Genomic DNA, 25,137 nt, shown 5'->3' on the forward strand with positions numbered 1-25,137 from the left:
TCCGCCTTCTTTCTTGCCACAAAACAGGCCTGATCTTTCATTGAGGCTTGCGAAGGCACGTCGACATCAAGGCGTACTCATTCACTTCGCAACGAACGCGAGACCCACCACACCAACAGCTGGCCGCGAGCAGCCACCAATGGTTGACGAAGATCGCGGACTGATCCGTGGCCCGTTCGCCGGCAGGCTGGCTTTCATGGAAGAATTCATGACCCATTGATGTTGCGAAACCATTGTAGGAGCGGCCTCAGCCGCGATGACCCGCGAAGCGGGTGCCAGGCACCGCGTTGCCCGCATCGCGGCTAAAGCCGCCCCTGCCGGGACCGCTTCAGCGCAAAGGCACGTAGATGTCCGTCTGCCACTGCTCGAGCCGTGTCTGCGGATAGATGCTCAGGTATTGGAAGAACAGCGGGTGATCCCGCAGTTCCTCGCCACTCCCCGGCAACCAGTCGCGGTAAAGCGGATAGATGGTCTCGCCGATATGATCGGGCGACCCCACATGCCGCACCACCGCGCAGCGCCCACCGGGCAGGCTCAGCGTGTGCACACCTTCGTCGTTGGGCAGCAGCGCCTCGCACAACTCACCACAGATGGCGAAGCGAAAGTCTTCGGGCGCTGTAGTATCGGGGTTGTTGTAGGGGATACCGAAACTGCGGCTGGTGGCCACGGGCGATTGCCCGCTGCGCTTGCGCCATTCGATGAAACGGCCCACGGTCTCGCTGACCTGGCCCGGTGGGCCACGATGTACGAGCGCGGCCAGCCGGACTTCGGTGAAATCGACGATTCGTACCTGCATGGTGATGCTCCTGGAAAAATGAGGAATGTCGAACACCGTATTCCAGCGTTGCCAGTCAGGTTGCCGCCGGAACGCGCTGGGCGCCTGGCCAAAGGCGCGGCGGAAAGCCCGGCTGAAGGCCTCGGGGCTTTCGAAGCCAGCGCCCATGGCCGCGTCGAGTACGCTGTAGTCCGCCTGGCACGCCAACCGGTGGGCGGCGCGGCGCAGGCGCATCAACTGCACGTAGCGAGCGACCGGCACCCCCACATAGGCACTGAACTGCCGATGGAAGTGGAACGCCGAGAAATGCGCCACCGCGCTCAGGGCGTTGACCGACAGATCGCCTTCGAGGTTACCCTCGATATAGGCGAGCACCGCGTCAAAGCGCTTCTGGTACAGCACATGGATGGGCAGGTCGAGCACCGGGGCAGACTCCTGGAGTACGGTAGGCCATAGCATCATCGATACCGGCCCGATCATACCTAGCCGCGTTTGCTCAAGCCTGCCTGAACATCGTTCGAACCACTCGCCCCGTAGGGGCCCGCCTTGCTGGTGAAGGCCACACCACGGTTGCGCGTCGGTGCGGTTCGCCAGCAAAGCTGGCTCCTACAGGTGAAACGCAGCGACCATTGCCTACTTTTTATTCACAAGCCACCCGGCTATTACTGACTCATAGTCAAAAGACCTTAACCCGAAGGCGTCTTAATCAATCCCGCCGAAACCTGCAGACTGCACCCACTCGATTATCAGGAGCAGCCCCATGAGCATTCCATCCTTCGGCCTCGGCACCTTCCGCCTCACCGACCAGGCCGTCATCGATTCGGTCAAGTCCGCGCTCGAACTGGGCTACCGCGCCATCGACACTGCGCAGATCTACCGGAACGAAGCCGACATCGGCCAGGCCATCGCCGAAAGCGGCGTGCCACGCGGCGAACTGTTCATCACCACCAAGATCTGGGTCGAAAACTACGCCGCCGATAAACTCGTGCCCAGCCTGCGCGACAGCCTGGCCAAGCTGCGCACCGACCATGTCGACCTGCTGCTGATCCACTGGCCGGCGCCGGGCAACGGCGTCGAGCTCAGCGAGTACATGCAGGCCCTGGCTGAGGCCAAGGCGCTGGGCCTGACCCGCCAGATCGGCGTCTCCAACTTCAACATCGAACTGACCCGCCAGGCCATCGCCGTGGTCGGCCAGGGCGAGATCGCCACCAACCAGGTCGAGCTCAGCCCCTACCTGCAGAACAGCACGCTGACCGCGTTCCTCAACGAACAAGGCATCACCACCACCTCCTACATGACCCTGGCCTACGGCAAGGTGCTGAAGGACCCGGTGCTGGCCGAGATCGCCGCCAAGCACAAGGCCACCGTCGCCCAGGTGGCGCTGGCCTGGGCACTGCAGCTGGGCTACGCGGTGATCCCCTCGTCGACCAAACGCGAGAACCTGGCCAGCAACCTGCTCGCCCGCAGCCTGCACCTGGACGCCGACGACATGGCCCGCATCGCCACGCTCGAGCGCAACGGCCGCGAGGTCAGCCCGGATGGCTTGGCGCCAGTCTGGGACTGACTTGAACCATCGAGCCGCCCTGCCAGGGCGGCTTAACCTTCATGACGTAACACGGAGCTCCCGATGAGCACGCTTTCCCCCAAACGGGTCCTGTTCGCCCTGGCCATCGGCGCCTTCGGCATCGGTACCACCGAGTTCACCCCCATGGGCCTGCTGCCGGTCATCGCCGAGGGCGTCGACGCCAGCATCCCCAGCGCCGGTATGCTGATCACCGCCTACGCCATCGGCGTGATGGTCGGCGCGCCGATCATGACCCTGCTGTTCAGCCGCTTCGGCAAACGCGCCGCGCTGATGATGCTGATGGGCATCTTCACCGTCGGCAACCTGCTGTCGGCCCTGGCGCCGGACTACTACACCCTGCTCGCCTCGCGGCTGATCACCAGCCTCAACCATGGTGCCTTCTTCGGCCTGGGCGCGGTGGTCGCCGCCAGTGTCGTGCCCAAGGACAAACAGGCCAGTGCCGTGGCCACCATGTTCATGGGCCTGACCATCGCCAACATTGGTGGCGTGCCCGCGGCCACCTGGCTCGGCCAGCAGGTCGGCTGGCGCATGGCCTTCGCCGGCACCGCCGTGCTGGGCGTGCTGGCCATCGCCGCGCTGTGGTACGCCCTGCCCAAGGGTGAGCGTGGCAGCGTGCCTCATGTACGCAAGGAACTCGCCGTGATCGCCCGGCCCAACGTGCTGCTGGCCATGGCCACCACGGTGCTGGGTGCCGGTGCGATGTTCACCCTGTACACCTACGTCGCCCCAGTGCTGGCGGACCTGACCGGCGCGTCCGACGCCTTCGTCACCCTCGGCCTGGTGCTGATCGGCGTGGGCTTCACGCTCGGCAACAGCCTGGGTGGCAAGCTGGCGGACTGGTCGCTGGATGGCGCCGCGCGGATCTTCCTCGGTGCCCTGGCGGTGATCATGCTGCTGATGCCGCTGGTGCTGGGTAGCCATGTCGGTGCGGCCATCGCGTTGCTGGTGTGGGGCATGTTCACCTTCGCCGTGGTGCCGCCACTGCAGATGCGGGTGATGATCGCCGCCGCCGAAGCACCGGGCCTGGCGTCCTCGATCAACGTCGGCGCGTTCAACCTGGGTAACGCGGTGGGAGCCGCGCTGGGTGGCGCGGTGATCAGCCTGGACCTGGGTTATGCCGCAGTGCCCATGGCCGGTGGCCTGCTGGCGGCCGGTGGGTTGCTGCTGGTATGGCTGGGTGGGCGGGCCAAGGTGGCGGGCAGTGCCCTCGGTGAGGCGGTATAGCCGCTGCGCTTTCAAAGTGTTCGCCGCATGAGTTGGCGCCTGTGAGATCGAGCGCCGCGCGGGCGGCGCTCAACCTTCAAGGCGCTGCAACTCATGCGGCGGGCCCTTGGCAGCCTTCATACGATCAAAAGCCCCCGCCCCTACCCTCTGCCTACTGTTCCGGCTGGCACAATTATGAAGTGCCGGGACCATCGATTCTCAGCAAGGCGCAGTGGGCGTAGCCTCCTTTCCTGCCAGGCCATTCCAGGCCTCAACCAGAGGAACCGCACCATGCCCCGCCCGCCACTGCCACCTTTCACCCGTGAAACCGCCATCGAAAAGGTCCGCCTCGCCGAAGACGGCTGGAACAGCCGCGATGCCGCCAAGGTCGCCCTGGCCTATACCACCGATACCCACTGGCGCAACCGCGCCGAGTTCTGCCACAGCCGCGAACAAGCCCAGGCCTTCCTCACCCGCAAATGGAACCGCGAGCTGGAGTACCGCCTGATCAAGGAACTCTGGGCCTTCACCGACAACCGCATCGCCGTGCGCTACGCCTATGAGTACCGTGACGACAGCGGCCAGTGGTACCGCGCCTACGGTAACGAGAACTGGGAGTTCGCCGAGGACGGTCTGATGCGCAACCGCCATGCCAGCATCAACGAACAGCCCATCAGCGAAGCCGAGCGCAAGTTCCACTGGCCGCTGGGGCGACGGCCGGATGATCACCCTGGGTTGAGCGATTTCGGCTTCTGAAGCCTGGGGGGCCGCTTGGCCCTCCGTGCCCCCCGTTCAGCACATCTGACAACGACCGCAGGCAGCAGGGAGATCTGGAATACAAGGCTGCGCCAGACTCAGCCGTACGCCATTCCTGGCCCCTGCCCCTCTGGATGCTAATCGCCCTTGTCGGCGCAAGGATACCTCCCAAGCCCGCAACAGTTTCCCTGTTGCCCGGAGGTACTCCTTAATGACCGCAAAAGCAGTAAAAGCGCTCTGAAAACGCCCTCGACGCCTTGGAGCGCCAGGTATCACACCACGCCAGCCAGGCCAGGATTCCAAACGCACACGAGAAACGGCTTGATCAGACAAAGGCCAATTGCCACTATTCAATGACAGGCACGCTCTCACGTCATCACGAATATCGGCTCATGGACGACATCATCAATCTTTATCTGAACGCCTTGCTTCCGCTCAAATGGAAGAGCTGCCAACAGAGGACACCAGGCGCTGAAAGCTGCATTGACTGCTTCCGCAGACAGTACCGTGACGGAAACGTCATCAGTTACAGGTGTGAAGAAAAAAGAAAGCTCTATGTACTTCGCTACCTGCCGGTGCACCGTCAAGAAAACCGCTCAGCCATGGAACTCCTGCCCCAGGAGAGCGTTGACCATTGGTTGAAATCCGGGAAGGTCCGGGTACTGTCGATTGGCGGTGGGCCCGGCAGCGACTTGTCCGCCGTCATCAGCTTCCTGAGTGCCTGCCCCGATCGACCACGCTTTTTGAATGTCGAGATGACACGCATGGATATCCAACCCTTGTGGGAGGACATTGCCTATGACGTCATTCGGCGCAGCGCAAATGGCGTGCATTTCACATTGCGCAAGGTGCAGGCTGACGTGCTGGATAACTGGCCGCTTAACGAAAATGTGCAATACGACATCATCACCATCTCCTATTTGATCTCCGAAATAGCCCATGCTGACTTCACCCGCTTCGCCACCCAGATACGGAATCACTTGGCCCCATGGGGAGCACTCATCATCAATGAGCGACCTCAGGAAAGCCTGCAGTTGAGCATTGACCATGTCTACGCCACCTTGGGTCTCCACCAATATGTGATGGATCACAACAAGCGCCAGATTGAATTCAGGTACCCCGAAGAGATCAGGGCTCTTATCCGCCCCAAAACGTTGATGAAGTCGTTCACCTCTGTCGGCATCAACTTGCCTCAGCGCTGGCCCTGAACAACCATGCCCCGCCCGCCACCGGGAAAGCTCGACGGGTCGACGAGCCGTTCGGCATGCTCGACGCCCTGAGCCCTGTGTCGCGTTCCATTCGCCAGCGAGGCTGGTGCCTACCGATCAGGCACCGCGCGCTCGGCCACCCGAGGCGGGATCCGCGCCGCCTTGCCATCCGCGACCATCAGTTCCCGGTAGCGCTGGTAGCGCTGCCGCGCCGTGTCTCGATCACCAAGCGCCCAGTAGCTGTCCGCCAGGTTCAGGTGGGCGACGATGCGCTGCGGATCGGCCGCGACGACACGCTCGAGCAGGATCCGTGCCTGCTCGAAGTGGCCCGCTTCGGCGAACAGGAAGGCCAGGTCGTTGGACCAGCCCAACCGGTCGGCATAAAAGAAACGTTCGACGACGTAACGCTGCAGGTCACAGTTGGCCTCGCCACCCACGATGCCCAGCGCGCCCAATTGGCGCTCCAGGCCCGCCAGGTCGCCCTTGCGGTAGCTGGCCAGGGCCGCGGCGGCGGACTGCTCGAGGTCGATCGGCAATACCTTCCAGGGCTCATTGGCCGCCTGCAACTGCGGGTAGGCCGCCTTGAGGTCATGGAAGGCACCGGTGCCATCGAAGTCCTTGAGCCGCTGGTGCAATGCCAGGGTCGATTCGACGAAGTAGGTGCTGGTGAAGGCCTGCCCGCACTGATAGCGGTTGGTGTTGAGCAACACCCCGAACAGCTGGATGTCTTCACGCTTGGGGGTGTAGCCGAAGATCAGGTTGTAGTTGAAGCTGTCGTTGCCGGCTTCCCGCGTACTCAGTACGACCACGTCGCCACGCAGGGTCATGTTCAAGCGCACGGCATGCGGCTTGCCCTCGATACCGGTAACGGTCAGCGCACCACGCCTGGGCTGCGCCACCGCCACGTCGAAGCCGTCGAAACGGCCTGGGTTCGACGTGCTGGCAATGGCCGGCAAGGCCTTGAAAGCATCGAGCGCTTCTTCGACATAGTCGCTGTTGGCGTAGTAGGCGGTGAGGGTTTTGACATGGTTTCCCGCGTCGGCAATGACCAGCCGCTCGTCATCGCGCTTGCCGGTGAGGTGCATGGGTAGCACCGTCGAATCTTGCTGGCTGCCATGCTTGGCCAGCCACTCGGCCAATGCATCGGCGCCCGGCTTGCCGGCGACCTGGGCCGCCTTTTCCAACGCGGCGCGCGCCTTGTCCGGTGCCTGGCAGGGTCGCTCGGAGGCAATCAGGCTGCTGCCGTCGCAATAGAAATAGGCCAGCGTGATCCATTCTTCCGGGTTGGCCTTGGCTGCCGCCATGAACAAGGCCTCGGTGCGAGCGAACCCCAGGTACGGCGCCATCTGCGACATGCTCAGGCCCGCTGCGCGACGGCTGATGACAGGGTCGCCCGAGGCTGCCGCGCACACGTAGTTCTCGATACCTGCCTCGAACAGCTCCCGGGTGGGGAGGTACTCCTCCCTTGCCCCAAGCCCGGTGAACAGCTCGGCCCTGGCGGCGCAGCGTTTCTCTTCAGGGGTATTGCCCAACTGCTGCGCAAGGTCGCTTTCCTGCGGCTCGTACGACCAGTCCTCGACGGTGGTCAAGGTCCAGCACCCCTGTTCGCGGAAACGGTAGGCCTTGATCGCGTTCAGGCCCTGGCGCTTGTCGATCACCTCGGCGCTCTGCCCATCGACCCAGGACTGCACCTGGTCGGACTCCAGGCCACGACCGTCGAACAGCGGATAGCCCAGGCCATCGCCCCGCGCCTTCGTGGTCACAGGGCCGATGCCTTCGGCAGTTGGGGCCAGGCGTAACACATCGACCTCGGGCGCCACGAACGCACGCTGCAAGGCCGGGTCATGGGCAAAGGCGCGCAAGAAGGTGGTGAAGTCGCCTGCCGGGCAAACGGCCGATGCTGCCTGCGCCCCCCCTGGAAGCAGCGCGATGACTGCCGCACGCAGCAGGGTATTGATTGCGCCGCGACGAAAACTGAATCCGGGCATGCCAGGCAACTGCATCGATCAACATCCTTATCAAAAGCACCGGACGCCACGCAGGCGCCTTGTTACGTGAAGGGTGAGCATTGCTCGGGGGCGCGATAATAGCGCGTCCTGCCACCCTTTATCGCCTCGTGGAGCCCTCGGCCACACTGACGGGGCAACCCCTTCGGCAACATTTCGACGCAAAAATATGACACAACCCTCCATCCGAATCGCTAAAATGCGCGCCTGGCGTGTGCTGCGTGCGCCCGGGAGCCTTCCCGAATACGGAGAACATTCATTTGTTTTCCGTGAGATCCGTCCATGTTGCACGCACGCCCCCATTCCCCATGGCCCTTCCCGCCCCGTGTCTTCACGGCGTGGGTTTGCGTGCCGCTTTACCCATCCTTCTGCTCGCCCTTCGCCGCAGTGGCCCGTAACCTACGGTGCCAGCGACTCGCCGTGCCCGTTGTACGCCGAGCACCTGCGTTCACGAGCGCGACGTCATGAACGAGGACCGTTATATGAATGCCCCCCTCCATCCTCTCAAGCAGCCCTCGATGCTGCGCCAACTGCTGGCCACCGAAGCGGCCGGTGGTGTGTTGCTGATGTTCACTGCCACGCTGGCCATCATCATCGCCAACAGCCCCTGGGCCAGTGCCTACCAGCACCTGCTGCACCTGCCCGTCGGCCCGGTGCTGACCGACAAGCTCGGCCCGATGACCGTGCACATGTGGATCAACGACGGCCTGATGGCGATCTTCTTCCTGCTGGTGGGCCTGGAAATCAAGCGCGAGCTGGTCGACGGCCGCCTGTCCAGCTGGGAGCAACGCCGCCTGCCGGCCCTGCCGGCGCTGATGGGCATGGCCGTGCCGGCGCTGATCTACCTGGCTGTCTCCCATGGCGAGCCCGGGCTGGCAGGTGGCTGGGCGATTCCCGCCGCCACCGACATCGCCTTTGCCGTCGGCGCCCTGGCGCTGCTCGGCAAGCACGCGCCGCTGTCGCTGAAAGTGATGCTGGTTTCGGTGGCGATCATCGACGACATGGGCGCGGTGGCGATCATCGCGGTGTTCTACACCTCGTCGATCAACCTGCTGGCACTGGCCGGCGCCGCCGGCATCGTCGCCGTGCTGCTGGCCTTCAACCGCCTGCGCGTGGTGGCCCTGTGGCCTTACCTGATCGGTGTCGCCGCGCTGTGGTACGTCACCCTGCTGTCGGGCGTGCACGCCACCATCGCCGGCGTGGTCGGCGCGCTGCTGATTCCCTACAGCGCCGGTAGCGGTGCCGAGCGTGAAGCCAGCCCACTGCTCAAGCTGGAGCATGGCCTGGCCCCCTGGGTGGGCTTCCTTATCGTCCCGGCGTTCGGCTTCGCCAATGCCGGCGTGTCGTTCGGTGACCTGGGCTGGAGCGACATCTTCGCCCCGCTGCCGCTGGCCATCGCCTTGGGCCTGTTGCTGGGCAAACAGCTTGGGGTGTTCGCCGGTGTGCTGCTGGCGGTGAAGAGCGGCCTGGCCAGCAAGCCCCGTGGCGCCAGCTGGCTGCAGATCTATGGCGTGGCGATGCTGTGCGGCATTGGCTTCACCATGAGCCTGTTCATCGGCGAACTGGCCTTCCCGGGCCAGGTCGAGAAGGTTGACGCGGCCAAGATCGGCATCTTGCTGGGTTCGCTGTTGTCGGCAGTGATCGCCTGCCTGATCCTGCGCTTTGCGCCCAAGCAGGCGGACTAACGGAAAACCCGCTCCCACACATCAAGCGTGGGAGCGGGCTTGCCTCGCGATTGAACACATTTCAGCCCCGAACGCTCGACACCCCGCCATCCACTACCATCGCCGCCCCAGTCATGAAACTCGACGCGTCAGACGCCAGGAACAACGCGGCCTCGGCGATTTCTTCCGGCCGGGCAAGGCGCTTTAGAGCATGCAACCCCTCTACATGCGCTCGCACCTCAGGGCTGCCCGTCACACTGCGCCCCATGGGCGTGTCGGTGCCACCCGGTAACAGGGCATTGGCACGCACGCCTTGTGCGCCATATTCCGCCGCAATCACCTGAGTCAAACCCACCAGCCCGGCCTTGCTCGCCGCATAGGCGGCCATACCCGGCATGCCCACGCTGTGGCCGACAAAGGTCGAGGTGAAGATCAGCGAACCGCCGCCGCGATTCAGCAACGCGGGGATCTGCGCCCGCGCGCAAAGGAAGACACCGGTGAGGTTGGTATCGAGGGTGTGACGCCAGGCTTCCAGCGTCAGGCCGGGCGTAGGCGCCAGCTCACCGAGGGTGCCGGCGTTGTTGAAGGCGATGTCCAGGCCGCCGAATTGTCGCATGGCGGCGCGCACCAGTTCCGGTGCTAATGCAGGGTCGGTGATGTCGCCGGACACGGCGATGACCGCCCGCTGCCCGCCACCGTCCAACTCATCCTGCAATTGGTTGAGTTTGTCCTGGCGACGAGCCGTGAGCACCAGCCGCGCGCCGTGCCTGGCGAACAAATGCGCCGCCGCCCGGCCGATACCGGAACTGGCGCCGGTGATGATTGCCACTTTGCCTGTCAGTTGCATGGTGGGGCCTCGTCCTGAAAGTGAATGCACGTTTGTGCATGCCACTTTCAGGCACGGCGGCGGGCGATTCACTCCGTTTCTTGCGCCCAGCGGTCATCCCGCACAGGTGAAATGCAGCCTTGGGCAAAGAAAAGAATGGAAAGATCACAAGAAATTCAGGCATAAAAAAAGAGGCCTTTCGGCCTCTTCTTTGTGATCCCAGCGACGCACTGAGGATCGAATTTGGAGCGGGAAACGAGACTCGAACTCGCGACCCCGACCTTGGCAAGGTCGTGCTCTACCAACTGAGCTATTCCCGCGTCGTGATGGGTGCCATTCTATCGAATTGCAGAACGACGTCAACCCCTTGATTCAAAAAACTTTTATTTCTGCTCCGAGCCTTCGCGCAGGTGCGGCCAGGCGGCCAGCAGGTAGTGCACCATCGACACCAGAGTCAGGCCAGCAGCCACCAGCAGCAAACCATAGCCCAGCACCACCCAGAAGGTCAGCACCGGCGGGTTGGCCAGCAGGATCACCAGCGCCAGCATCTGCGCGGCGGTCTTCCACTTGCCCAGGTTCGACACCGCCACATGCGCCCTCGCCCCCAGCTCGGCCATCCACTCGCGCAGCGCCGAAACCACGATCTCGCGGCCGATGATCACCGCCGCCGGCAGCGTAAGCCAGAAGTTGGCGTGCACCTGCACCAGCAGCACCAGGGCCACGGCCACCATCAGCTTGTCGGCCACCGGGTCGAGGAAGGCGCCGAACGGGGTGCTCTGCTGCAACCGACGGGCCAGGTAGCCGTCAAGCCAGTCGGTGGCGGCGGCGATGGCGAACACCGTGCTGGCGGCCATGTAGCTCCAGTGATAGGGCACATAGAACAGCAAGATGAAGATCGGGATGAGCAGGACGCGTAGAACGGTGAGCAGGTTTGGAATATTCATCGGTACGACTGGCTGCGAGTTGAACCCGGCATTCTACTCGCTATGCAGGCTGGCATAAATCGACTCGGCAAGCTTTTTACTGATGCCCGGGGCTTTGGCGATCTCGTCGATACTGGCGCGGTTGAGCTCCTGCAGGCCGCCGAAATGTTTCAGCAGGTCGCGCCGGCGCTTCGGCCCTACCCCGGCTACATCTTCCAGGCTCGAAGTGCGGCGGGCCTTGCCGCGGCGGGCGCGGTGGCCGGTGATGGCGAAGCGGTGGGCCTCGTCGCGGATCTGCTGGATCAGGTGCAGGGCCGGCGAGTCGCCCTTGAGTGTGAACTCGTGGGCCACGTCGTTGAGGTACAGGGTCTCGAAACCGGCCTTGCGGGTCACGCCCTTGGCCACCCCCAGCAGCGTGAGGTCACCGAACCCCAGGTCCTGCATCACGTCGCGGGCCATGTTCAACTGGCCCTTGCCGCCGTCCACAAACAGCACGTCGGGCAGCTTGCCCTCGCCGTCCTTGATGCGCCCATAGCGGCGCTGCAGGGCCTGATGCATGGCTGCGTAGTCGTCGCCGGCGGTGACGCCTTCGATGTTGAAGCGGCGGTAATCGGACTTGAGCGGGCCTTCAGGGCCGAACACCACGCAGCTGGCCACGGTGGCCTCGCCGCTGGAGTGGCTGATGTCGTAGCACTCCAGGCGCTGCGGCACTTCGTCCAGGTCGAGCACCTGGGCCAGCGCCTCGAAGCGCGCGGCCATGTGCTGGCGGTTGGCCAGGCGGGCGTTGAGGGCCTGCTCGGCGTTGGTCACTGCCAGTTGTTGCCAGCGGGCCCGGGTGCCGCGCACCCGGTGGCTGATGCTGAGCTCGCGGCCGCGCAGCGTTTGCACGGCCTCGGTGATGGCGCCGAAGTCCTCGTGCACCACATTGACGATCAGCTCACCCGGCAGTTCGCGCTCGGCGTTGCCCAAGTAGTACTGGGAGAGGAACGCGGCCATGACTTCGGCCACCTCTTCCTCGATACCCACCTGCGGGAAGAAGTTCTTGCTGCCCAGCACCCGGCCGCCACGCACGCTGATCAGGTGCACGCAGGCGCCGCCGGGGTTGACGAAGGCCGCCACCACATCGACATCGCCGGAGCCGCCCTCCATGTACTGCTGGTCCTGGACCCGGCGCAGCAGGGCAATCTGGTCGCGCAGCTCGGCGGCCTTCTCGAAGTTCAGGGCCATGGCGGCCTTTTCCATCTCGGCGTTGAGTTCGTTGCCCAGTTGCTGGCTGCGGCCTTCGAGGAACATCACCGAGTGGCGCAGGTCCTCGGCATATTCCTCGGGCGACACCAGGCCCACGCACGGGCCCTTGCAGCGCTTGATCTGGTACTGCAGGCACGGGCGTGTGCGATTGGCGTAGTAGCTGTCCTCGCACTGGCGCACCGAGAACGCCTTCTGCAACAGGCTCAGGCTCTCACGGATGGCGCCGGCGCTGGGGTAAGGGCCGAAATAGCGGCCCTTGGCCTTCTTCGCGCCACGGTGGATGCCCAGGCGCGGGAATTCACCGTCGGACAGGAATACGTACGGGTAGGATTTATCGTCGCGCAGCAGGATGTTGTAGGGCGGCCGCCATTCCTTGATCAGCGTCTGCTCAAGCAGCAGCGCTTCGGTCTCATTGGCAGTGATGGTGGTTTCGACCTGGGCGATACGCCCCACCAGGGCAGCCGTCTTCGGCGCCAGGCCGGTCTTGCGGAAATAGCTGGCCAGGCGCTTCTTGAGGTTCTTGGCCTTGCCCACATACAGCAGCCGGGCTTGGCCGTCGAACATCCGGTACACGCCCGGGCGACCGCTGCAGGTCGCCAGGAACGCGCTTGCGTCAAAAGGTTGAGACATGAGGTGTGTTTAAAGACTTGCGTCGACCATACCGTGGCGGACAGCCAGCAACGTCAGTTCGACGTCGCTGGTGACCGAGAGTTTTTCGAAGATCCGATAACGGTAAGTATTGACGGTCTTGGGGGACAGACACAACTTGTCGGAGATGATCTGCACTTTCTGGCAGCCGACGATCATCAGGGCGATCTGGATTTCCCGCTCCGAAAGGGCGTCGAACGGCGAGCCCTGGGGCTGGAACGACTTCAACGCCAGTTGCTGGGCGATCTGCGGGCAGATGTAGCGCTGACCGGCGAAGGCCAGGCGAATCGCCTGGACCATCTCGTCGAGCCCGGCCCCCTTCGTCAGGTAGCCGGCGGCACCCGCCTGCAGCAACCGGGTGGGGAACGGGTCTTCCTCGCACACCGTCACCGCGACCACTTTCGTGTCCGGATGGCTGCGCAGCAGCTTGCGCGTTGCCTCCAGGCCGCCGATCCCTGGCATTTTCACGTCCATCAGGACCACGTCAGGCTTGAGCTCACGGGCGAGTTTGAGGGCGGACTCGCCGGAGTCCGCCTCCCCCACCACTTGCAGGCCGTCGATGTCGGCCAGCATGCGCGTGATGCCGGTACGCACCAGATCGTGATCGTCGACCACCAGGACCCTAATCAAGCAGACACCTCGTTAGTGGGGCGATTGGATCCCGCCACCTTAACAAAAAATTTCACGGCGAACCTAGCGCAAAGCGTCATGGAAGTATGCCTGCCGGTCGAGGCGCCGTACCCGCGGAGCATCCGGCCCGTCCGTTTCACCTGCCAGGCGGTTGAGCAGGTGCCATACCGCTGCCTGGTCGGCCGACGGCAAACGCCGAAAGGCGCCGAGCAGACGGTCTTCGTCGGCGGTCAGGCTGTCCAGGGGCGCGGGGGTGCAGACCCCGCTCAACACGTACAGCGCATCGACGCCCTTGGCCGCCACGGCAGCCAGATAGTCCATGCGCGGTGTGCGCTCGCCGCTTTCGTACTTGCCCTGGGCATTGGGCTCTACCCCCCCGATATCACCGAATACGCGCTGGGTTAGGCCCAGGCGTTCGCGCTCTTCTCGTAGGCGGGGACCAAATCCGTTCATCTGCGTGCCTCCTTTGCGTGGATGGTGGACGGGTGCATCCAGCACCCGAGTGAATACGTCTGCATTCGCTCGGCACTATGCCAATTGGATCCAATCCTTGCAAGCCATCATTGCGCCACGCCCCTGAAAGCCGGGGCAATGAGAGCGGTTACTGGGCCATGTTGCCTGGCATCTGCATGCCAGTGAAAGCTCATGGCACGTGCCGCTGCATGCGCACGAAACATTCATCAACACCCACCTCTACAAATCCCCGGCGCAGGTACAGCTGTCGCGCCGGGTTACTGTTGAACACCGTCAAGCGAAGCAACGGCAAACGCCGATGCGCCGCCCAGCTTGCCAACGTCTCCAGCGCCCAGCTCCCTACACCTCTTCCACGATGCTCAGGCAGCAGGTGCAACTCGCGGATGTACAAAGCCTGGCGGTCCTGGCTCAGGCTGCAGAACCCCAGCACCTGGTCGTCCTCGACCAGCAGCCACTGCTCGCGCCAGCCCCAGGCTTCGTCGAAGGCCTCCTCGATCCATAGCAGGTCGAATTCACGGTAGTACGGCAGCATGGCGCGACGGGTCAGGTCACGGGCGAAGGTACGCTGGTTATCGGTGGCGGGAATCAGTTGAGGGGGCATCATCGAACACACGGATCAAGAGGTTTCGGGGGTATAGCAGACCGGCGAACTGCCCGGGCCGCGTCGCTCCAGTTCGTCTTCCAGCCAGCGGGCCAGTACCTGGGCATTGTTGTGCTCGGTGTCCTTGCCGGCATGCAGCAAGGTCAGGACGCCCTTGTCGGCCACGTCCAGCAAGGGGTACCAATGCTCGGGATGGGCAGCCAGTTCTTGCTGGTAGCGCCGGGTGAAACCGGCAAAATCCAGCTCACCGGCATGGAACGCCTTGCGCAGTTCGTCGGAAGGCGCCACCTCACGCAACCATCGGCCCAGCAGGTCTTCCTTGCGCGTGTTGCGCGGCCACAGGCGATCGACCAACACACGCTGGCCATCGCTCGGCAATGCCGCTTCGTAGACACGCTTGCATCGAATCATAAGCCACCTGCGCGACATCTCACCTCAGCAAGCCTAAGGCGTTCATTGACCGAGGTCACGCACCAGTAACGAATTGTTTCTATGCTGAAAGCCTTCGGCACCCTTGCCCGACGCCAACCGGAGCCCCCATGGCAACCCCGTCACTGGCCAGCCAGCCGCAACTGACACACCGCGATTCGCACCCCCCGCTTGCTCACAAACCCAGCCGCGCCACCCTCACCCTGTTCATCGGTTTGCTCCTGACCGGCCTGGCCTACACCTTTTGGAGCCTCAAGCAGGACGTCAGCGCCAGCGGCACCGTGGTCACCACCGTCACCCCGTTCCTGTTGCTGGGCCTGGCGCTGCTGATCGCTCTGGGCTTCGAATTCGTCAACGGTTTCCACGACACCGCCAATGCCGTGGCCACGGTGATCTACACCCACTCGCTGCCGGCACCAGTGGCGGTGGTATGGTCGGGGCTGTGCAATTTTCTCGGCGTATTGCTTTCCAGCGGGGCGGTGGCGTTCGGCATCATCGCCCTGCTACCGGTTGAACTGATCCTGCAGGTGGGCTCCAACACCGGTTTCGCCATGGTCTTCGCCCTGCTGCTGGCGGCGATCATCTGGAACCTGGGTACCTGGTGGCTGGGCCTGCCGGCCTCCTCCTCGCACACCCTGATCGGCTCGATCATCGGCGTGGGCGTGGCCAACGCGCTGATGCACGGGCGCGACGGCACCAGCGGGGTGGACTGGACCCAGGCCAGCAAGGTCGGCTACGCCCTGCTGTTCTCGCCGCTGATCGGCTTCGCCTGCGCCGCCCTGCTGCTACTGGCTCTGCGCACGCTGGTCAAGCGCCAGGAGCTGTACCAGGCGCCAGAAGGCCAGACCCCGCCGCCCTGGTGGATCCGTGGCGTGCTGATCCTGACCTGCACCGGCGTGTCGTTCGCCCATGGCTCGAACGACGGGCAGAAAGGCATGGGCCTGATCATGCTCATTCTGGTCGGCACCCTGCCCATGGCCTACGCCCTGAACAAGACCATGCCCAACGAGCAGGCCCTGCAGTTCTCGGCCGTGGCGCAGGTAACCCGCCAGGCGCTGGTGCGCAGTGCGCCGCAGCCGGCACCCGACGACCCGCGCCAGACCCTCACCGACTTTATCAGCGTGCCCAAGGCCAGCCCCGAACTGGTTCCCGCCCTGGCCAAACTGACCGGCATGATCGGCGAGGAAGTCAAAGGCTACGGCTCGCTCAAGCGTGTGCCCGCCGAGGCCATGGCCAACGTGCGCAACGACATGTACCTGACCAGCGAGGCGATTCGCCTGCTCGACAAGCACCAGCTCGCCCATTTCGATGCCGACACCAGCCGCCACGTGCAACTGTTCAAGCGCCAGCTGGACGATGCCACCCGCTACATCCCGCTGTGGGTCAAGGTGGCGGTGGCGATCGCCCTGGGCCTGGGCACCCTGGTCGGCTGGCGGCGCATCGTGGTCACGGTCGGCGAGAAGATCGGCAAGACCCATCTGAGCTATGCCCAGGGCGCCTCGGCCGAGGTGGTGGCGATGTGCACCATCGGTGCGGCGGACCTATTCGGGCTGCCGGTGTCGACCACCCACGTGCTCAGCTCCGGTGTGGCCGGGAGCATGGTGGCCAACGGGTCGGGAATCCAGAAGCGCACCCTGGTCAACCTGCTGATGGCCTGGGTGTTGACCTTGCCAGCGGCGATGCTGCTGGCGGGGAGCCTGTACTGGTTACTCAACCAGCTCGCCTGATCCTGTAGGAGCGGCTTCAGCCGCGATCACCGAGGTGAGGCACGATCAACCGGGTATCTTCAGGCCACGCTGCACCGCCGGGCGCTCGAGGAAGCTGCCCAGCACCCGCTGCACTTCCCTGAACTCATCGAACCCCACCAGGTCCCGCGCGTTGTAGCGTTCCACCAGGTTGCGCACCCAGGGGAACATGGCGATATCGGCGATGCTGTACGCGTCCACCATCCATTCACGCCCACTCAGGTGCCGATCCAGCACCCCCAGTAACCGCTTCGACTCGTTGACGTAACGATCCCGCGGCCGCTTGTCCACGTAGTCCTTGCCCGCGAAAAAGTGAAAGAACCCCACCTGGCCGAACATCGGCCCGATGCCGCCCATCTGGAACATCAGCCACTGCAGCGTCTGATAGCGCTGGGCCGGATCATGACTGAGCAGCAGGCCGCTCTTCTCGGCCAGGTACTGCAGGATCGCCCCCGACTCGAACAGCGGCAGCGGCCGACCACCTGGGCCATCGGGGTCAAGGATCGCCGGAATCTTGTTGTTGGCGCTCAGCGAGATGAATTCGGGGCTCAGTTGGTCATCCGTATCGAAGCTGACCTTGTGTACTTCATAGGGCAGGCCGATCTCCTCGAGCATGATCGAAACCTTGACGCCGTTGGGCGTGGCCAGCGAGTACAGTTGCAACCGCTCGGGGTGCCGGGCCGGCCACTTGCGGGTGATGGGGAACGCAGACAGATCAGTCATGTTCAGGCCTTGGAGGTGTGGGGTTGGCACGGGGTGGGCGAAGCGGCGTCCCTGAGCATCACCCAATCACGATGGCGCTCCTCGCCACACGGGAAGACCGCCTCCCCCACCTTGCGAAAGCCGTTGCGCTGGTAGAAGCGAATGGCCCTTGCGTTGAGTTCATTGACGGTGAGGCGCACCGCATCATGGGTGTGGGCCAGGGTCGCCTCCAGCAGCTGCTGCGCGGCGCCCGTGCCATGGGCACAGGGCAGCAGATAGAAGCGGGAGATTTCCACCCGATGGTCGGCGGCAGCGATATCCAGGCTGCCGGGCGCCAGGTCGAGCATGCTGTAACCCACCACCTGCCCTGCCTGCTCCACGACCAGCAGGCGCTTGTGAGGATGCTGCAGGTGCATCAGGAAATGCTCGGGCTGAAGGTGATGGGCGATATAGTGCCGCAGCGCGGCAGGGGCGCTGTCGGGTGGGCTGGCCAAAGCGAAGGTGGCCTGGCCGACATGGCTCAGGGCGCTGCTGTCAGCGTCGCGGGCCGGGCGGATCTGGTAGGGCATGGCAACATCCTGTCGGGCGTCCGGATCGCCTCCGACAATGCCAGCCCTGCATGGGCGGTGCAAATGAAAAGGCGACCCGGCCAGGGCCGGGTCGCCTGATCAATCTGTCAACGGGCTCTCACAGCATTAGCGTCATTGGAGACGATAATTTCCACCCGCCGATTACGCTGATGCGAACGCTCATCCGTACTGTGCGTCAACAAGAACGACTTACCATAGCCCTCGCTGGTAATGCGGTTGTTTGAAACACCGAAGTCTCTCAGTTTCTCAGCCACCGCATAGGCCCGCTCCCGGGATAGGGTCAAATTGTAACTTTCCGACCCTCTGGCATCTGTGAAGCCTTCCACCCGGACTTTTCGCTCAGGGTTTGCACGCAGAAACTCGGCAAGGCTCTTGAGATCGTCGAGGCTATCGTTACGTAACGTTGCCTTGTTTGTCGCAAACAATACATCGCCGAACGACACCACGGTACCGCGGTCGGTCTGCTCGACTTTGTCAGCCTTGCTGACCAAACGTGCCTTCAACGCGTTGAGCTGAGCATCGCGCACGTCCAGCTGCGCTCTGACACGTTCGGCCTCGACCCTCTTCAGTTTCGCCTCGGCCTGGCGTTGACGGACCTTCGCATTGGCGGCATCGACTCGGCTGTTGGCCACATAGGCGAGCTCCTCTACTTCGAGCGCCTTGCGGTTGACCTGCGAAGCTTCTTCGGCACGGCGCAGCGCGGCTTGTGCCTGCTGGGTTTCCAGGGCAGCCAGGCGATGCGACTCAGGCTTGCCTTGCAGGGCAGTGAAAGCCTCGCGGGCTTGGACCAATTGCGGGTTTTCCGGCGTGGCGGCACAACCCGCGAGCACCAGTGCAAGGGCGGACAAGGCTGGCAGGAAAAGTTTGTTCGACATGTTCGCTTCCTTTATGGGTGGGTAGGTTTGTCAGCGGAAAAACCAGACGCCTGTAGCCCTTCCTTACGGATATCGTCCACCGCCTTCCTCGCCTCATCAGCGCTCTCTTCAGCCTTGGAGGCGCCAGCCTCGGCCTCGGCCGCGATCGCATCTACCTCGGCGCGCACAGCGAGAAGTTTTGCTTCAGCGTAATCGTGCTCACCCAACGCTCGCTCCATGGCGTTAAGGTTGCGCTGTGCCGAAAACATCCTCACCGGTGCATATTGGGTGGCATCAGCGGCAACCGCACGGTTGACCGCGTTATGGGCAATTTCAATCTGTTCGGTGGGTTTCACTGCGCTGGCACAGCCGCCCAGGGTGATGAGCAGGCCGGCTAGCGGCAGGGTCTTACGGTTGAAAGGGACAATCATGGAAAAGCTCCTTGGCTGCACTCGCGCTCCGGCGGCTGGCAAGCCTCGCTCGACACGGAAAACGCGGGAAATGTCCGGGTTGCTCGTCGAAAAACCGACCGCACTCGTGGCCCAGACGGTTTCGTGATCATGAAAATCGAATGCATCACGACGGACCATTGCAAAAGCGCGGTCAGACTATTCCCAGCGAACAGGCAGCCGAATGGGAGTTTTCATCAGTTGATGTAGGGGTTTTCAACAAGAGAGCGGTCCTTGCGACCGCTTAATGGCCTGGTGATCAGCGCTGGCCCTGTTGATGCGCCTGGTGCTTGAGCTGCTCGGTATCGACTCTCACGAATATCGAGTCGGCACGCACGGTCAGCACATCACCGGCCCAGACCTCGCAGATCACCCGGCTCTTGCGCCCGACCTCACCTTCGACCCGCGCCTTGAGCAGCAGCTCGACGCCCATGGGCGTGGGCTTGAGGTAGGTCAGCCCGAGTTGGCCGGTGACACAGTCGATCCGCGGCAGGCTGCCCGCCTCGCGACCTTCGGCGCGGTAATGGTAAGCCATGGCAGTCCAGTTGGAATGGCAGTCCACCAGCATCGCCAGCAGGCCACCATAGACCAGGCCCGGCCAGCCGGTGAAGCTCTCGTCGGGGGTGTGGCGGCACAACAGGTGGATGCCATCGGCATCCCAGTGGCTCTGCACATGCAGGCCGCTGGGGTGAGCGCAGCCGCAGCCGTAGCAGATACCTTCGGGGGCGGCGAGGTGTTGCAGGGAATCGGTCATGGGCATCCTTTGCTTGTTGGAGTTGGGCAGGCAACACTGGCCGATGGTAGCGCCCCGCCCCACGCCTGCGTCAATACTGTTTCCGAGTAGGCGCCAGCCTTGCTGGCGAACCAGGCAACGCGGGGGCTGGCACCGGCTAAGCCGGTGTTCGCCGGCAAGGCCGGCTCCTACAGGGATCGCATCGGCTGTCAGGTGTTGAGCAACGCCGGGACCCGATTGCGCCGCTGGGTCAGCGATACCAGCAGGATGAACAGCGTCACCCCGGCGGTCATCAGCGTTTCGTAGCGGTAGGCATCACTGAACAGCATGTAGCCCAGCACCACGCCGATAGTGCCGATCACCAGCCAGGTCAGCCATGGGAACAACCACATCTGCAACTCCAGTGTGCGCCCTTCCCGCTCGGCACGTGCGCGCATGCGCAATTGCGATACGGCGATCACCAGGTACACCAGCAAGGCGATGGCACCTGTAGTGGACAGCAGGAAACCAAATACCTTGCCGGGGAACACATAGTTGACCAGGCAACCGGCAAACCCCGCCAACGTCGAAAGCACGACCGCCACCGTCGGCACACCGGCACCGGAAATACGCTTGGTCATGCCCAATGCCTGACCGCGAGCCCCCAGCGAATAGAGCATGCGCGAGGCCGTATACAAGCCGGAGTTCATGCAACTGGTGACCGCCACCAGCACCACCAGGTCGACCAGCAGCTTGGCACCCGGCACGTTCAGCACCTCCAGTACCCGCTGGAACGAACCGACCGCCTTGAGCCCCGGGTCGTTCCAGGCCACCAGCGACACCACCAGGAAAATCGACGCCAGATAGAAGATGGCGATGCGGTACACCACAAGGTTGGTGGCGCGGCGGATCTTGTCTTTCGGGTTGGCGGTCTCGTCGGCGGCGATGGTGACGATCTCGGCGCCGAAGAACGAGAAGATCGTGATCAGCACTCCGCCCAGTACCGTGCCGAAACCATTGGGCATGAACCCGCCGTTGTCCCACAGGCGACTGACCCCGGACACTTCGGCCAACGGCCAGAAACCCAACACCGCCAGGCTGCAGACCACGATGAAGGCAACGATGGCGACCACCTTCACCAGGGCGAACCAGTACTCGAATGCGCCGAAGTTCTTCACACTGACCAAATTGCTGCCCGACAGCACGACCATGATCAGGAAGGCGAACAACCAGGACGGCACACCTGGGAAGTACGCATGCAGGATATCCGCGCCGGCGATGGCCTCGACCGGGATGATCAGCACCCAGAACCACCAGTACAGCCAGCCAATGGTGAAGCCCGCCCACGGCCCGATCGCCTCGCTGGCATAGGTGGAGAACGAACCGCTGTTGGGGTTGGCAATGGCCATCTCACCGAGCATGCGCATTACCAGCAGCACCAGCAGGCCGGTCATGGCGTAGGAAATGAGAATGGCCGGGCCGGCGGTGGCGATGGCGTTGGAGGAACCGATGAACAACCCGGCGCCAATGATGCCGGCGATGGAGATCATGGACACCTGGCGCGAGGTCAGGCCGTGTTGCAGGGAGCGCTGTTTGTTGTTGTCTGGCGATGCCATGGGGAACCCTCGAATGGGTCGGTCGCAAGGACGACTGAATGTTGGAGCGAAATTCTGTAGGTCGGAGTTGCTCGTTCTTGTTGTTGTGAAACGCCGGTCGCTAACTTTCCCTCCACTACGAACAATGGGTTGTCATTGTTGATCCCGGTCAGTATTAATCTATGGCTCCGGCTCAACAAACGACCTTTTCGAAGCACATCATTCCCTCAAGGATTGAACTCCTTCCATTTTCGCTGGGTAACACCTCGCCATGTCCAGACGCCTGATGCCCTCCACCACCGCCCTGCAATGCTTCGAGGCGGCTGCCCGCCACCTGAGCTTCACCCGTGCCGCGCAGGAGCTGCACCTGACCCAGAGCGCGGTCAGCAAGCAGGTGGCGCAGCTTGAAGAGATGCTGGCCCACCCGCTGTTCCAGCGCATCCGCAGGCGCCTGCACCTGACCCCGGCGGGCGCGCTGTACCTGGCCGAAGTGAACAAGATCCTCACCCAGATCGACATCTCCAGCCGCTACATCCTCAGCTACGGCGACGAGACCGAAGTGCTGCGCATCGCCACCCAGCCCACCTTCGGTGCGCGTTGGCTGGTGCCCAGGCTGAAGGGCTTCGGCGATCGCCACCCGCGCATCCACCTGGATATCCGCAACGAACTCGAGCCCTTCGACCTGGTGCAGGCCAAGGCCGACATCGCCTTTTTCTTCGGCCAGGGCACCTGGCCGGGGGCAACCTGTATCGAACTGTTCAGTGAGGAGGTGGTGCCGGTCTGCGCGCCATGCTTGGCGCAACGTCGCTTTGCCAGCGCAGAGGCCCTGACCGAGCACCGCCTGCTGCAATGCGCCTCGCGCCCGGAGGCTTGGCACGAGTGGTTCCTGGGCCTAGGCCTGCACAGCCAGAACAGTTACCACGGGCCGCGCTTCGACACGTTCTACCTGTGCATCCGCGCCGCCATCGCCGGTTGCGGCATCGCCCTGATTCCACGCTATCTCGTGGCCGAAGAGCTGGCCGAGGGCAAGCTGGTGGTGGCCTGGGATCATCCGCTGGCGAGCAACGGCCGGCATTTCATGGCCCATGCCGAGCATGCAGCCGAGGCGCCCAAGGTGCGGGCGTTCGTGCAGTGGATTCGCGAGCGGGTGGCACAAGGCACCTGAGCGAGACCGGGTGATTCGGGCTGTTCGCACGCCAACATCATGAATTCAAGGAATGATCGCAATCCAATAATTCGTTTGCGAAACCTACTTGTTGCGCGCTTCGATAGCGGCTTATTCGAACAACAGGCCGCGCGTACATGAATCCGGAAGGTATCAGCCAATCCATCGCCATCGTTCACCCGATCACACTTTCCCATGGCCGCAACGCTGAAGTCTGGGACACCGATGGCAAGCGCTACATCGACTTCGTCGGCGGTATCGGTGTGCTCAACCTGGGCCATTGCAACCCCGCCGTGGTCGAGGCGATCCAGCAGCAAGCAGCGCGCCTGACCCATTACGCCTTCAACGCCGCCCCCCACGGCCCGTACCTGGAGCTGATGGAGCGCCTGCGCCAGTTCGTCCCGGTCAGCTACCCACTGGCGGGCATGCTCACCAACAGCGGCGCGGAGGCGGCGGAAAATGCCCTCAAGGCCGCCCGCGCCGCCACCGGCAAGCGTGCCATCATCGCCTTCGATGGCGGCTTCCACGGACGCACCCTGGCCACCCTCAACCTCAACGGCAAGGTCGCGCCGTACAAGCAGCGTGTGGGCGAATTGCCCGGCCCGGTCTTTCACCTGCCTTATCCCAGCCCGGACACCGGGGTGAGCTGCGAACAGGCCCTGGAAGCCATGGAGCGCCTGTTCAGCGTGGAGTTGGCGGTGGAAGACGTGGCGGCGTTCATCTTCGAGCCGGTACAGGGCGAAGGCGGCTTCCTCGCCCTCGACCCCACCTTCGCCCAGACACTGCGCCGCTTCTGCGACGAACACGAAATCCTGATCATCATCGACGAAATTCAGTCCGGTTTTGGCCGCACCGGCCAGCGCTTTGCCTTTCCCAGGCTAGGCATCGAGCCAGACTTGCTGCTGCTGGCCAAGAGCATTGCCGGTGGCATGCCGCTAGGTGCGGTGGTCGGGCGGCAGGCGATCATGGGCGCGCTACCCAAGGGCGGACTGGGCGGGACCTATTCCGGCAATCCGATCGCCTGCGCGGCGGCGCTGGCGAGCCTGGCGCAGATGACCGACATGAACATCGCCACCTGGGGCGAGCGACAGGAACAGGCCATCGTGGCGCGTCATGCACGCTGGAAGGCATCAGGGGGGTGTGCCGGACTCGGCCGCCTGACAGGCACCGGCGCCATGCGCGGGCTCGAGTTCGTAAACCCGGACGGCAGCCCGGCACCGACGCTGCTGGCCAAGATGCTAGAGACGGCTCGGAACAGAGGCTTGCTGCTGATGCCCAGTGGCAAGGCGCGGCACATCATTCGCCTGCTGGCCCCGCTGACCATCGAGCCCGAGGTGCTCGAGGAAGGGCTGGATATCCTCGAGCAGTGCCTCATGGAGCTGAACTGACAGTTACAGGCCCAGCTCTTTGGGGGTGGGCATGTCGCACTCGAAGGCAATCCAACCGCCTTCGAGTTCAGCGTGGCCGTTGACGATCAAGCCGTAGTAGGTCAGGCCGTTCTCCAGCGTGACACAGATGTGCGTGGCGCCTTTTTCCGGCGCTGCGAGCGTACCGACAAAATGCACCTTCTTCAGGACTTCGGTCACCGCCTCGAGGCCGACACGCATGTTGGTGTTCTCCGAAGCCTCGGTATCGCCCCCACGGTCTTCGGCGCTGACGGTCACGGTGGCGATGTACGGGTACTTGGTGCTCAAGCGGGTTACCTCAGGTGGAGTGGATGGTAGAACGGCGCCTAGGGTACGGTAGCCACACCTGATTGTCTGCACCGACCTGTTCGCCGGTTTGCCGGCGAACGGCAGGCGCCGTCGATGCACATGGCCTCCCCCGCCCCGATCTGTTAGGGTGCCCGCCGATGCACGCCACACCACGCGAGGATACCGAGTGAGCGCCGAACAACCCCTGATCGCCGACCTGTTCGAGGTCGACAAACGCCTGACCCTCAAGCCCGTCGTGGACTTCAACAGTTACCTGCGCAACGCCTTCGGCGACGGCCCCTGCCGCTGCCACCGCTGTGTCGAGGGTAACGGCGAGGAAAGTGCCTACACACACCGCCACAGCTTCGAACTGGAAGGCCGCACCCTGCACCGCCGCTTCGCCAGCACCGCCGGCAGCGACGTGTTGATGGCCCTGAAGAAGGCCTGGCTCTCCTACACCAAGGCCGAGCTGATCACCGTCGGCGCGCTGGACATGTCCACCCTGAAGGCCTTCACCGAAGCCGCCCTGCACGAACGCCTGCTCGCCCTGCTGCCCGCCAGCGGCCTGGCGCGCGAAGTCGATGGCCAATGGCAATTGCAGGTGCTCGCCGACTGACGGTCGCCCCGGCAGGATTCTCCCGCTCTGCTACCTTGG

General features: G+C 63.6%; 25 protein-coding genes and 1 tRNA gene. 9 read left to right on the forward strand and 17 right to left on the reverse strand.

Going from position 1 to position 25,137, the window contains the following annotated elements; genetic code table 11:
* Positions 1–328 precede the first annotated feature (328 nt).
* Positions 329–1,198 (reverse strand): AraC family transcriptional regulator, encoded by an 870-nt coding sequence (locus IM733_RS09655; protein ID WP_432760403.1) that lies wholly within the window; start codon positions 1,196–1,198, stop codon positions 329–331.
* Positions 1,199–1,535: 337 nt separating this feature from the next.
* Between IM733_RS09655 and dkgB the strand changes: the two genes are divergently transcribed.
* The 4 genes from dkgB to IM733_RS09675 all read left to right on the forward strand — a co-directional run bounded on the left by dkgB (position 1,536) and on the right by IM733_RS09675 (position 5,527).
* The gene (gene dkgB, locus IM733_RS09660; RefSeq protein ID WP_248920653.1) at positions 1,536–2,339 is read left to right on the forward strand and encodes a 2,5-didehydrogluconate reductase DkgB; all 804 of its coding nucleotides are present in this window, start codon (positions 1,536–1,538) and stop codon (positions 2,337–2,339) included.
* A 63-nt stretch (positions 2,340–2,402) separates the two neighbouring features.
* Entirely contained in the window at positions 2,403–3,584 is a 1,182-nt protein-coding gene (locus IM733_RS09665) for an MFS transporter (protein WP_248920654.1), read from the forward strand.
* A gap of 270 nt (positions 3,585–3,854) precedes the next feature.
* Positions 3,855–4,319 (forward strand): DUF1348 family protein, encoded by a 465-nt coding sequence (locus IM733_RS09670; RefSeq protein WP_248920655.1) that lies wholly within the window; start codon positions 3,855–3,857, stop codon positions 4,317–4,319.
* Positions 4,320–4,711: 392 nt separating this feature from the next.
* A complete protein-coding gene (locus IM733_RS09675; protein ID WP_248920656.1) occupies positions 4,712–5,527 on the forward strand; it encodes a class I SAM-dependent methyltransferase in 816 nt (271 codons plus the stop codon).
* A 110-nt stretch (positions 5,528–5,637) separates the two neighbouring features.
* Here IM733_RS09675 and IM733_RS09680 read toward each other — a convergent pair whose 3' ends face one another.
* Positions 5,638–7,530 carry a tetratricopeptide repeat protein gene (locus IM733_RS09680; protein WP_248920657.1) on the reverse strand — a complete coding sequence of 631 codons (1,893 nt, stop codon included), beginning with the start codon at positions 7,528–7,530 and terminating at the stop codon, positions 5,638–5,640.
* A 485-nt stretch (positions 7,531–8,015) separates the two neighbouring features.
* Between IM733_RS09680 and nhaA the strand changes: the two genes are divergently transcribed.
* Positions 8,016–9,218, forward strand: a complete 1,203-nt coding sequence (gene nhaA / locus IM733_RS09685) for a Na+/H+ antiporter NhaA (protein ID WP_248920658.1) — start codon at positions 8,016–8,018, stop codon at positions 9,216–9,218.
* A 61-nt stretch (positions 9,219–9,279) separates the two neighbouring features.
* Here nhaA and IM733_RS09690 read toward each other — a convergent pair whose 3' ends face one another.
* From IM733_RS09690 to IM733_RS09725, 8 genes are all read right to left on the reverse strand, one after another.
* The gene (locus IM733_RS09690) at positions 9,280–10,044 is read right to left on the reverse strand and encodes an SDR family oxidoreductase (RefSeq protein WP_248920659.1); all 765 of its coding nucleotides are present in this window, start codon (positions 10,042–10,044) and stop codon (positions 9,280–9,282) included.
* Between the two features lie 223 nt (positions 10,045–10,267).
* Positions 10,268–10,343 (reverse strand) — tRNA-Gly (locus tag IM733_RS09695).
* 63 nt (positions 10,344–10,406) lie between these two features.
* Positions 10,407–10,967, reverse strand: a complete 561-nt coding sequence (gene pgsA, locus IM733_RS09700; RefSeq protein ID WP_011534581.1) for a CDP-diacylglycerol--glycerol-3-phosphate 3-phosphatidyltransferase — start codon at positions 10,965–10,967, stop codon at positions 10,407–10,409.
* A gap of 33 nt (positions 10,968–11,000) precedes the next feature.
* Entirely contained in the window at positions 11,001–12,824 is a 1,824-nt protein-coding gene (uvrC, locus tag IM733_RS09705; RefSeq protein WP_248920660.1) for an excinuclease ABC subunit UvrC, read from the reverse strand.
* 9 nt (positions 12,825–12,833) lie between these two features.
* Entirely contained in the window at positions 12,834–13,472 is a 639-nt protein-coding gene (gene gacA / locus IM733_RS09710) for a response regulator transcription factor GacA (RefSeq protein WP_011534583.1), read from the reverse strand.
* A gap of 63 nt (positions 13,473–13,535) precedes the next feature.
* Positions 13,536–13,925 carry a helix-turn-helix domain-containing protein gene (locus IM733_RS09715; protein WP_248920661.1) on the reverse strand — a complete coding sequence of 130 codons (390 nt, stop codon included), beginning with the start codon at positions 13,923–13,925 and terminating at the stop codon, positions 13,536–13,538.
* A 190-nt stretch (positions 13,926–14,115) separates the two neighbouring features.
* Positions 14,116–14,547: a GNAT family N-acetyltransferase gene (locus tag IM733_RS09720; protein ID WP_248921153.1), complete on the reverse strand. Its 432-nt coding sequence runs from the start codon at positions 14,545–14,547 to the stop codon at positions 14,116–14,118.
* 15 nt (positions 14,548–14,562) lie between these two features.
* Positions 14,563–14,958 (reverse strand): DUF488 domain-containing protein, encoded by a 396-nt coding sequence (locus IM733_RS09725; RefSeq protein ID WP_248920662.1) that lies wholly within the window; start codon positions 14,956–14,958, stop codon positions 14,563–14,565.
* Between the two features lie 128 nt (positions 14,959–15,086).
* Here IM733_RS09725 and IM733_RS09730 point away from each other — a divergent pair, with 128 nt between their 5' ends.
* The gene (locus IM733_RS09730; protein WP_248920663.1) at positions 15,087–16,703 is read left to right on the forward strand and encodes an inorganic phosphate transporter; all 1,617 of its coding nucleotides are present in this window, start codon (positions 15,087–15,089) and stop codon (positions 16,701–16,703) included.
* A gap of 45 nt (positions 16,704–16,748) precedes the next feature.
* Here IM733_RS09730 and IM733_RS09735 read toward each other — a convergent pair whose 3' ends face one another.
* The 6 genes from IM733_RS09735 to IM733_RS09760 form a co-directional block, all read right to left on the reverse strand.
* Positions 16,749–17,444, reverse strand: coding sequence for a glutathione S-transferase N-terminal domain-containing protein (locus tag IM733_RS09735; RefSeq protein WP_248920664.1), 696 nt, complete (start codon positions 17,442–17,444; stop codon positions 16,749–16,751).
* Positions 17,445–17,446: 2 nt separating this feature from the next.
* On the reverse strand, positions 17,447–17,992 hold the full coding sequence (locus IM733_RS09740) for a GNAT family N-acetyltransferase (RefSeq protein ID WP_248920665.1): 546 nt from the start codon (positions 17,990–17,992) through the stop codon (positions 17,447–17,449).
* A gap of 107 nt (positions 17,993–18,099) precedes the next feature.
* The gene (locus tag IM733_RS09745) at positions 18,100–18,888 is read right to left on the reverse strand and encodes an OmpA family protein (RefSeq protein WP_248920666.1); all 789 of its coding nucleotides are present in this window, start codon (positions 18,886–18,888) and stop codon (positions 18,100–18,102) included.
* An 11-nt stretch (positions 18,889–18,899) separates the two neighbouring features.
* A complete protein-coding gene (locus tag IM733_RS09750; protein ID WP_248920667.1) occupies positions 18,900–19,298 on the reverse strand; it encodes a DUF4398 domain-containing protein in 399 nt (132 codons plus the stop codon).
* Between the two features lie 277 nt (positions 19,299–19,575).
* A complete protein-coding gene (locus IM733_RS09755) occupies positions 19,576–20,070 on the reverse strand; it encodes a PaaI family thioesterase (RefSeq protein ID WP_248920668.1) in 495 nt (164 codons plus the stop codon).
* 188 nt (positions 20,071–20,258) lie between these two features.
* The gene (locus IM733_RS09760; protein WP_248920669.1) at positions 20,259–21,644 is read right to left on the reverse strand and encodes an amino acid permease; all 1,386 of its coding nucleotides are present in this window, start codon (positions 21,642–21,644) and stop codon (positions 20,259–20,261) included.
* A gap of 250 nt (positions 21,645–21,894) precedes the next feature.
* Here IM733_RS09760 and gcvA point away from each other — a divergent pair, with 250 nt between their 5' ends.
* Both gcvA and IM733_RS09770 read left to right on the forward strand, forming a co-directional pair.
* A complete protein-coding gene (gcvA, locus tag IM733_RS09765) occupies positions 21,895–22,788 on the forward strand; it encodes a transcriptional regulator GcvA (RefSeq protein ID WP_248920670.1) in 894 nt (297 codons plus the stop codon).
* A gap of 137 nt (positions 22,789–22,925) precedes the next feature.
* Positions 22,926–24,176, forward strand: coding sequence for a 2-aminoadipate transaminase (locus IM733_RS09770; RefSeq protein WP_248920671.1), 1,251 nt, complete (start codon positions 22,926–22,928; stop codon positions 24,174–24,176).
* Between the two features lie 3 nt (positions 24,177–24,179).
* Here the strand turns inward: IM733_RS09770 and IM733_RS09775 are convergent, their stop codons facing one another.
* A complete protein-coding gene (locus IM733_RS09775; RefSeq protein ID WP_248920672.1) occupies positions 24,180–24,482 on the reverse strand; it encodes a hypothetical protein in 303 nt (100 codons plus the stop codon).
* Between the two features lie 187 nt (positions 24,483–24,669).
* On the opposite strand from IM733_RS09775, the gene IM733_RS09780 reads away from it, so the two are divergent.
* On the forward strand, positions 24,670–25,098 hold the full coding sequence (locus tag IM733_RS09780; protein WP_248920673.1) for a hypothetical protein: 429 nt from the start codon (positions 24,670–24,672) through the stop codon (positions 25,096–25,098).
* Positions 25,099–25,137: the final 39 nt, after the last annotated feature.

This window comes from Pseudomonas entomophila, assembly GCF_023277925.1.
GTDB lineage: Bacteria > Pseudomonadota > Gammaproteobacteria > Pseudomonadales > Pseudomonadaceae > Aquipseudomonas > Aquipseudomonas entomophila_D.